Origin of the sequence: Acinetobacter sp. YH12021 (assembly GCF_013420145.1) — a bacterium.
Classification (GTDB): domain Bacteria; phylum Pseudomonadota; class Gammaproteobacteria; order Pseudomonadales; family Moraxellaceae; genus Acinetobacter; species Acinetobacter towneri.
On the sequence record NZ_VOYT01000032.1, the window covers coordinates 1 to 9,299 of the forward strand.

Sequence of the window (9,299 nt, forward strand, 5' to 3'; positions counted from 1 at the left end):
TGAGCCATGATCAAACTCTTCAGTTAAAATCATTTTGAAGTTTTAATCTAAACTTCCAAATCTGGCTCATCAATTTTCTGACTTAAATTTCGCTCAAATAAACTTCGAGTAATTTAAACCAATCAATTAATGAAATATATTCGATCAATCAATCAGTAAAAATCCACACAAGTTGTTCTTCATAATCTCTTAATGATCTCAATTTCTGCCTCGTCAGCAGAAATTTTAACACAAAACACTTCTAACAACTTAACCCTGTAAGCTAAGTTCGTAGGCTGTTTCGCGTCGGGATGGGTGCATTCTAGGGGATTTCAAAATCTTTGCAAGCCCCAAATTAGGATATTTTTCACGTATGTATTTTTTTTCTACAAAAATACTTGGTTTTTTAATTTTTTAGCTATTTTTTCATCAAATTTAAATAAAAACTCACATCTACAAAGTAAAGAGGGCTTTTTTATCCATACTTTTATGGGCTCAAATCGGTCAAGTTTTGCAGGCTGTAATCAACGATTGCCAATGTATACAATTCTTTTTGTCTTATGATATCTAAAAAAATTTTACATCTCAGTTAAAAATGCTTTTGCATTATCCAGAATCATATTCCTACATACGGCGTACCTATCATTGATTTCATATCAGTGTGGAGGTCTTGTCCGTTGATTAAAAGTTGGTGTTCAGCATTTACATTATTGATTTCAAGTCGAATGAGTCTACTCCTCTATTCAACAAGTTTAGATCGCGCCATCCACATGCACTACCTACAAGAGGTTTTGCCGTATAAAAGTAGCTTTAGCTTTGAATTTTGAATTTAGGTCTTAAAGTTTTAAGAAAATTTTTATAAAACAAAGAGAAGTAATCTTACATTTTACCTTTAGATATAAACCACAACAAAACTAGAGGCAAAAAAAAGAAAGAGATCTCTCCCAAAATCTCTCCCTCGGAGTTGAATCTATATGCGATCCATATATCATTATTATAGTTATACGAAAAAAAGAGTCCCTTGGGGAAGGGACTTGTAAATTGTGGAGCTATAGTTATAAGTACCCTCTAGATCTGTTTTGTACACTGTGTCTAGATGGGTAAATCTTATACATAACTGAGCAAAAATGCAAGCTGCTTGGCAAAATTTAAGTGTTGTTTTTATAAGGTTTTTTTTGAATTTACTTATTCATATAATTAATATACCAAACAGAAAATAAAAGCAGACCGAAGCCTGCTTTTATTTCAATCACTTAGAATGGATCTAGTCCGTAAATGTGACTTTGGCAATGGCTTTTTTACCCGCCTGAATAATATATGTTGCGTTTTCTTTGACCGAGAAACCTGCATCAACCACATTCCAATCTACTTTTACTGCGCCACGTGCAACAGCATCTTTGGCTTGTGCGGCATTTTTGGTTAAACCTGCAGCACGTACAATAGAAGCAATAAATAATTCACCACCAAATTCAGCACGTGAAATCGTTACTTCTGGCGTACCTTCAGGTAATTCACCTTCAGTAATAATATTACCCGCACCTTTATGCGCATTGGCTGCAGCTTCGCTGCCGTGGAAACGCTCAGCCAATTCGAGTGCCAAAATCTTTTTGATTTCTTGCGGATTACGACCTTCTGCCATTTCTTTAAGCAAAATTTCAATTTCATCCATCGACTTGAAGCTGAGTAACTCAAAATAGCGCTCAATCAGACTATCAGGCATCGACAAGACTTTTTGATACATCGCACCCGGTGCATCAAATACGCCAATATAGTTGCCTAAAGATTTAGACATTTTATTCACGCCATCTAAGCCTTCAAGAATTGGCACAGTAATACAAACTTGCGCTTCCTGATCATAACGACCTTGCAAGGTACGTCCCATCAACAAGTTAAAGGTCTGGTCTGTACCGCCCAATTCTACATCGGCTTGTAATGCCACCGAGTCATAACCTTGTACCAACGGATACAAAAATTCGTGAATCGCAATCGGTTGCTGGTTGTTATAACGCTTGGTGAAGTCATCACGTTCCAACATACGCGCTACGGTTTGCTGCGATGCCAACTGAATTAAGTCTGCTGCAGTTTTTGTTGCAAACCATTCAGAGTTAAACACCACTTTGGTTTTATTTGGATCAAGAATTTTAAAAACTTGTTCCTGATACGTTTTGGCATTTTCCAAGACTTTTTCACGTGACAACGGCGGACGTGTAGCACTTTTACCTGTTGGGTCACCAATCATGGCAGTGTAATCGCCAATCAAGAAAAATACTTCGTGACCTAAGTCTTGGAATACTTTTAATTTATTGATTAATACCGTATGCCCCAAGTGTAAATCAGGTGCAGTCGGGTCAAACCCCGCCTTAATTTTTAAAGGACGATTCTCTTTTAATTTCTTTAGAAGATCTTCTTCAGAAATAATTTCATGCGTGCCTCGTTGAATGAGGGCAAGTTGTTCTTCAGCCGGCAGGAAATTTGACATCACGAAATCCAAACACATCAGTTATTCAATTTGTGCGATATACTAACACTTTTTCAGCATATTGCAGGCTATAGAATAACCATGACAGCGATCTATATTGGGGTAATGACGGGCACAAGTATGGATGGTGTCGATCTTGTTGCTGCTTCTTTTGATCCACTGCAACTCCACGCGACCCTGACTTTGCCGTTTGATCCCGATTTACGTGACGAACTCATGGCACTGACTTTGCCAGGTGACAATGAAATTGACCGCATGGGCAAAGCAGATGTGGCTTTAGCCACCATGATTGGACATGGTATTAACAGCCTGATTGAAAAAAATAAACTGGATAAATCTCAAATTAAAGCGATTGGTTCGCATGGCCAGACCATTCGTCATCGTCCTGAACATGCTTTTACTTTACAAATTGGTGATCCGAACATCATCACCGAAATCACCCAAATTCCTGTAATTTCAGATTTTCGTCGTCGTGACATGGCTGCAGGCGGACAAGGCGCACCGTTAGTGCCCGCTTTCCATCAAAACTTATTCCAACATCCGAGTATTCATCGGGTAATTTTAAATTTAGGCGGCATTGCCAATGTCAGTTTGTTGCCTGCAGGACAGCCCGAAGCAGTATCGGGTTTTGATACAGGGCCTGCCAATATTTTAATGGATGCTTGGTGTGAGCGTTACACAGGACAACCTTATGATGAAAATGGCAATTGGGCTGCGTATGGACATCCGATTCGCAGCTTGTTAGATCGTTTACAAGCCCATGCTTTTTTCTCTAAAGAACCACCCAAAAGTACAGGGCGCGAAGACTTTAACTTGGAATGGCTAGATGAACAGGTTGCCGATTGGCGCAATGATGTGGAATATGACGAGCTGGAAGATAATCCTGAAAATATTCAAGCGACTTTATTAAAGCTCACCACCCGCGCGATTAAAAAAGCCATTTATCGTTCAGGCATGGATACAGGTGAAGTCTATGTCTGTGGCGGTGGTGCCTATAATTCTTATTTGCTAGAGCAATTGCGCTGGCGTTTGCGCAAACATCAATGGACTGTACAAAGTACAGCCGATTTAGGGCTAAACCCAACATGGGTCGAAGCCACCGCCTTTGCTTGGTTGGCAATGCGTTTTTGTCAGCAATTAAGTGGCAATTTACCTGCGGTCACAGGGGCTAAAGGTGATCGCATTTTAGGTACCATGACTTTGGTTTAAGGATGCACTTTTAAACCAGATCAGTAGCAACAAAAAAGCCTTTCCTCTTCTATATAGGAAAGGCTTTGATCATTTTGAGTGCATCAATCTACTTTTTCAGATGCTGATACTCAAAAATATTTAAATTATACTTAGATTGAGAATGAAGAACCACAACCACAAGTCGTGGTTGCATTCGGGTTTTGTACCACAAAACGCGAACCTTCCAAGCCTTCAATATAGTCCACTACCGAGCCAACTAAATATTGATAGCTGAGTGAATCGACCAGCATTTTTACATCGCCATTCACAAATTCTGCATCATCTTCATTTTGGCTTTCCGCAAAGTTAAAGCCATAAGAAAATCCTGAACAACCGCCACCTGTCACATATACACGTAGCATTAAGTCTTGATTACCTTCACTGTCACGCAATTGGCGAACTTTTTTAGCAGCGTTGTCGGTGAGCTCAAGTGCTTGGGCATTCATGATGGATTTTCCTCAGGTACAATTCAGATGTCTTTTCTGCAAAAAGACCACTTATCAAGTATAGCATACTCAATATTGGGACGGTGATGCAGAATTAAAGTGAATTCTGAGTAATTACCTCAAGATTCTCCAATTATTTGTAATTTTCGTCCTGCAAGCCACATTCAAAATTGGTTGGCGCTTCTTTACAGCGGAATTGCCACAATAATTTCATCATGCGTTTGTCATAAACACCACGTTTAGTTAAATCAATCCGCGATTCACGCATCATTTTTTGATAACCCGGTTGATCTGCTGCAGGCACTTGCATCCAATATTTTGCAGGAATATCGGCTTTCATTTTGCCTAAAATACCAAAGGCACGTGGTAACTGCCCTTTCACCCATTCACGTGATTTTTGCCCAAAACCTGCAGGGAATTTATCTGGGCGGATAATAATATTGCCCGTGACCTGTAAAATTGGATAATTCACAATCGCGCCTTTAGTGCCTAAGCCTTTATGTAGTTCCAAAGGACGGAATACTGCAGCAGGCGCACCAATAATATCGACCTGACCATTGTTAAATTTACTGCCAAAATTGGTGACATCGGCACTTACTGCTTGCGCACCAATTTGCTGTACCATAATTTTTTGCGCTTGGTCATAATCTAAAACAGCAATTTTTTTCCCCGCGGCTTTGGCGACACTATTAATACTGCGGTCATTCACCATCAAAAAGGCATCACCCACAGGAATGACACCTGCGACTTCATACTGACCATTGCGCATATATTTGGCAAAAGCAGGACTCGCCAAACCTTGCATGACTTTAACTGCCAGTTTTAAATCTGGAATCGCACCAATTGCATCTAATGAGCCTGTAAAATGGTTAAATTGACGACCACGCATGCCCGTCACACTAATACCATCACATTTTCCTGCTTTAAAATCTTCTGCAATCACGCCTTCGTTTTGACCTACGCGTAACTCAATTTCTGCGCCCCAGTTTTTGGCCGCCAATTGATAATCTTGCATTAAGTTATAGACATCACCGTTTTTACCAACCAAGTCGAATACACAGACCACTTGCTTGGCCTGCACTGCACTGGCGGCTAAAGATAAGCCTGCACCAAATAATAAAGCTTGCGTCCATTGTTTCATTTTATAGTTCCTTCCATTTTTGTTTTTCTGGGCAAAATTGATCTAAACTTCAATTTTGCATCACTGTTCTTTTCATCAAGCTAAGATTAGCGAATTTTGATCTTTGGCTGATATGGCTCAATTGACGAATCTTTCAATATAAAAAAACCTAGACTTTTCTAGGTTTTTTTATTAAAAATCAATCTATTCACCACCAAGTGAACATTCAAAATTGGTTTTTTCGACAGAACAACGAGCACGTTTTAACACACTCATCATGGCAGGATCATAAATGCCGCGTTTGGTCATATTCATACGTCCATCACGTAGCATTTTTTGATATTTGGTTTTATCTTCTGCGCTCAAGTTCATTTTATATTTGGCTGGAATTTCACCTTCTAAACGATTAATCATACTCATCGCTTTAGGTAGGTTTTTTACAAACCAATCTCGTGATTTTTGCCCAAAGCCCGCAGGGAATTGTTCAGGACGAATCACAAAGTCAGCGGTCACTTGTAATACTGGGAAGTTAAACATCGCCCCGTTATTGCCTAAACCTTTGTAGATTTCTAAAGGTTTGTACGCATAGGCAGGCGCACCAACCATATCGACCTGACCATTGTTAAACTTCGCCACAAAGTTAGATACATCAGAAATGACAGCTTGTGCACCTACACGCTGCACCATAATTTTTTGTGCATCGTCATAGCCCAATACCGCAAACTTTTTCCCTGCTGCTTTTTCAATCGAGCTGATATTCTTGTCGCGCACAAAAATAAAGGCCGAACCTAAAGGTGAAATACCCGCAACTTCATATTTCTTGCCACCTAAATTGGTAACCATTTTCGCTGCATTACGTTGATCTAAAGCAAAGCTGATGGCACGTTGTGCAATCGCATTACTTGGCGCACCACCTAAAGCATCAATCGAGCCTGCAAATTTATTGTATTGGCGAGCACGCATGGCGGTCATAAATACCCCATCACATTTGCCTGCTTTAAAATCATTGTCTGCGACAGCTTCATCCTGACGTGGAATTAAATTGACTTCTGCACCCCAGCCTTTTGCTGCTAGCGCCCACTCTTGTGCCATCTGAAAAGATTCACCTGACTTACCCAGTAAGTCAAAGACACATACATCTACTTTTGCTGCTTGCGCCTGAGCACTGAAACCGATCGCTGCGAATGCTGTCAATGTTGCGCTGACCCATATTTTTTTCATTGTTTCGATCCTTCTACAGATTTTTTTATTTTTGAGTGTCCGTACACGAAACAAATATTAAGCAAGTTCAAATTAAAAAAATAGAGCATTTACTCGAATTTCATCTGTCAATTCTGCCAAAACCTTATACTGCCTTATTTAAGCGATCATTTTTATTTCATAATTCACTTATATTTTATAGATTTAGATCAAAATAAAGATCATTTCCAACATGCACGTATTTTGTGCTTGTTTACAAAGTCATAAAAAAAGCCTGTTGTTAGATCATAATTTTTAAACATCACAAAAGAGATTTTTCGCAAATCACAAATAAAACTGGGCTTATTTTTGTTTTCTGGTGGGCTTCCATTAGAATATGCCCAACTTTTGTTGTGACCAGTAAACACCATGATTCAACTTGACCAAGTTTCTTTACGCCGCGGTGGACGTGTTTTATTTCAAAAAGCGTCTATGCAAATCCATCCAGGCTGGAAAGTCGGTCTTACAGGTGTCAATGGTGCAGGAAAATCCAGTTTATTTGCTGCGCTTTTAGGTAGTTTAACCCCAGACGAAGGTACGTTGAGCCGTCCGCAAGGCTGGACTGTGGCGCACATGGCACAGGAAGTTAAAGCATTGGATTTGCCTGCGATTGATTTTGTGCTGTCGGGTGATGAAGAATACTGGAACATTCAACAACAACTGCAACATCCTGAACAATTAAATAATGACCAACTTGCACATTTGCATGGTCGTTTTGATGAAATTCATGGCTATACCGCACCCGCCAAAGCCGCACAACTGATGGCAGGTTTAGGTTTTATGGAACATCAAAACAGCTTGGCGGTCAGTAGTTTTTCTGGTGGATGGCGCATGCGTTTAAATTTGGCGCGTACCTTAATGAGTCGCTCCGAATTATTATTACTGGACGAACCAACCAACCACTTAGACTTAGATGCAATTTTATGGTTAGAAGACTGGCTTAAAGCCTATGCGGGAACTTTGGTGCTGATTTCCCATGACCGTGATTTTTTAGATGCCATTACCGATCATATTTTACATATTGAAAATAGTGAACTGACTTTATATACAGGCAATTATTCAACCTTTGAAACCACACGCAGTGAACGCTTGGCACAACATCAACAAGCGTATGAAAAACAATTAGAAACCCGTGCACATTTACAAAAATATATTGATCGTTTTAAAGCCAAAGCCACCAAAGCACGGCAGGCACAAAGCCGTATCAAGCAATTGGAACGCATGCAATTGCTTGCCCCTGCGCATGTAGATACACCATTTACCTTTGGTTTCCGTGAACCGACCAAAATGAGCTCACCCTTACTGACCTTGGAACAAGTCAGCATTGGTTATGCAGACAAAGTGATTGCCAGCAAAATTAACCTACAAATTACCCCGACCAGTCGTATTGGTTTATTGGGGATGAACGGCGCAGGTAAATCGACCTTAATTAAATCCTTAGTGGGTGAATTGGCGTTATTGGCAGGTACTCGCAAAGCCTCAGAATTACTCAATATTGGCTATTTTGCACAGCATCAAATGGATGCTTTGGATGATAGCGCCAGCCCGATGCTACAACTGGCACGCATTGCCGATAAAAAAATCAGCGAAGCCACTTTACGCGCCTTTTTAGGCAGTTTTGGTTTTAGTGGCGAACGTATGGACACGCCTTGTGAAAGTTTTTCAGGAGGTGAACGTGCACGTTTGGCTTTGGCTTTAATTGTCTGGCAACGTCCTAACGTACTGATTCTGGACGAACCGACCAACCATTTAGACTTAGATATGCGACATGCCTTAACCATGGCATTACAGGATTATGAAGGTGCAGTGGTATTGGTGTCACACGAACGTCAATTAATTGCCAGTGTCTGCGATGACTTACTCTTGGTTCATGCAGGACAATGCACAGAATTTGAAGGCGATTTACAAGATTATGCCCAATGGTTACGCCAAGCTCGTGCAGACATGCTTAAGCAAGGTACATCCAACACAGCTCCATCCAATCCAAGTCCAGTGGTTGAGAACAAGACTAACCTAGTCAAAGTAGATAAAGAAGCTCAACGCAAACTGGCAGCACAACGCCGTGAACAAACTCGCCCTATTCGTAAAAATATTGAAAAATACGAAGCGCAAATTGAAAAAATTCAACCGCGTCTGACTGAAATTGAAACCGAACTGGCAGATCCTGCCCTTTACGATGCCAACCGTAAAGATGATTTGCTCAAACTCATGAATGAGCAAAATGATCTGAAAACCAAATTGGCGCAGGCAGAAGAACAAATGCTTGAATTGATGATGGAATTGGAAGAACTCGAAAGTAGCTTTGAATAGCCATACCGATGAGATTTTAACGCTATGCTAAATAGGGTTAAATCTCATCATATTTCGTAGAATATGCATTGTGTATGTTCCATACTTATAAGACACATTCGTAATAGTTTTAATCTTTAGTTTATCTTCACAATAACCACGCAAAGAAATTTAAGTCACTCTCTGCGTTTGTTTATTTTTACTTATCAATCTTGCACCACAGCATAGTTGTATGACACCCCCACCCTGAATAAAAGTAAGACAGCATAGCTACCAAGCAAGAAGTTTTGAATTTAAAACTCAGTGTGATTTTTAAATTCAAAATCTACAATTTAAATTTAAAAGCAAAAACTTAGTTATCCACAACTCAAACTAACTGTTATTTTAAATTGGCTTTGTTGCACAAAGATTTGAAATGCAAAGCGCCCCTAATTGAGCCAAATTTAAGGCGTAACTTGGGTAAGTGGTCGACCTAATTCCGTAAATCTGTTGAGGACTGCTACACGTGCATGAATTT

6 protein-coding genes are annotated in these 9,299 nt (G+C 40.0%); 2 read left to right on the plus strand and 4 right to left on the minus strand.

Features of this window, described 5'->3' with window-relative positions; all coding sequences use genetic code 11:
* Nucleotides 1-1,243 precede the first annotated feature (1,243 nt).
* On the minus strand, nt 1,244-2,476 hold the full coding sequence (tyrS, locus tag FTT91_RS13675; RefSeq protein WP_180169659.1) for a tyrosine--tRNA ligase: 1,233 nt from the start codon (nt 2,474-2,476) through the stop codon (nt 1,244-1,246).
* A gap of 63 nt (nt 2,477-2,539) precedes the next feature.
* Here tyrS and FTT91_RS13680 point away from each other — a divergent pair, with 63 nt between their 5' ends.
* A complete protein-coding gene (locus FTT91_RS13680; protein ID WP_004969740.1) occupies nt 2,540-3,667 on the plus strand; it encodes an anhydro-N-acetylmuramic acid kinase in 1,128 nt (375 codons plus the stop codon).
* 131 nt (nt 3,668-3,798) lie between these two features.
* Here the strand turns inward: FTT91_RS13680 and erpA are convergent, their stop codons facing one another.
* From erpA to FTT91_RS13695, 3 genes are all read right to left on the minus strand, one after another.
* Nucleotides 3,799-4,134 (minus strand): iron-sulfur cluster insertion protein ErpA, encoded by a 336-nt coding sequence (gene erpA, locus FTT91_RS13685; RefSeq protein WP_004969742.1) that lies wholly within the window; start codon nt 4,132-4,134, stop codon nt 3,799-3,801.
* Nucleotides 4,135-4,267: 133 nt separating this feature from the next.
* Entirely contained in the window at nt 4,268-5,275 is a 1,008-nt protein-coding gene (locus FTT91_RS13690) for a putative solute-binding protein (RefSeq protein WP_131261901.1), read from the minus strand.
* 183 nt (nt 5,276-5,458) lie between these two features.
* On the minus strand, nt 5,459-6,475 hold the full coding sequence (locus FTT91_RS13695; RefSeq protein WP_180169660.1) for a putative solute-binding protein: 1,017 nt from the start codon (nt 6,473-6,475) through the stop codon (nt 5,459-5,461).
* A gap of 387 nt (nt 6,476-6,862) precedes the next feature.
* Here FTT91_RS13695 and abc-f point away from each other — a divergent pair, with 387 nt between their 5' ends.
* Nucleotides 6,863-8,803, plus strand: coding sequence for a ribosomal protection-like ABC-F family protein (abc-f, locus tag FTT91_RS13700; protein WP_180169661.1), 1,941 nt, complete (start codon nt 6,863-6,865; stop codon nt 8,801-8,803).
* Nucleotides 8,804-9,299 lie beyond the last annotated feature (496 nt).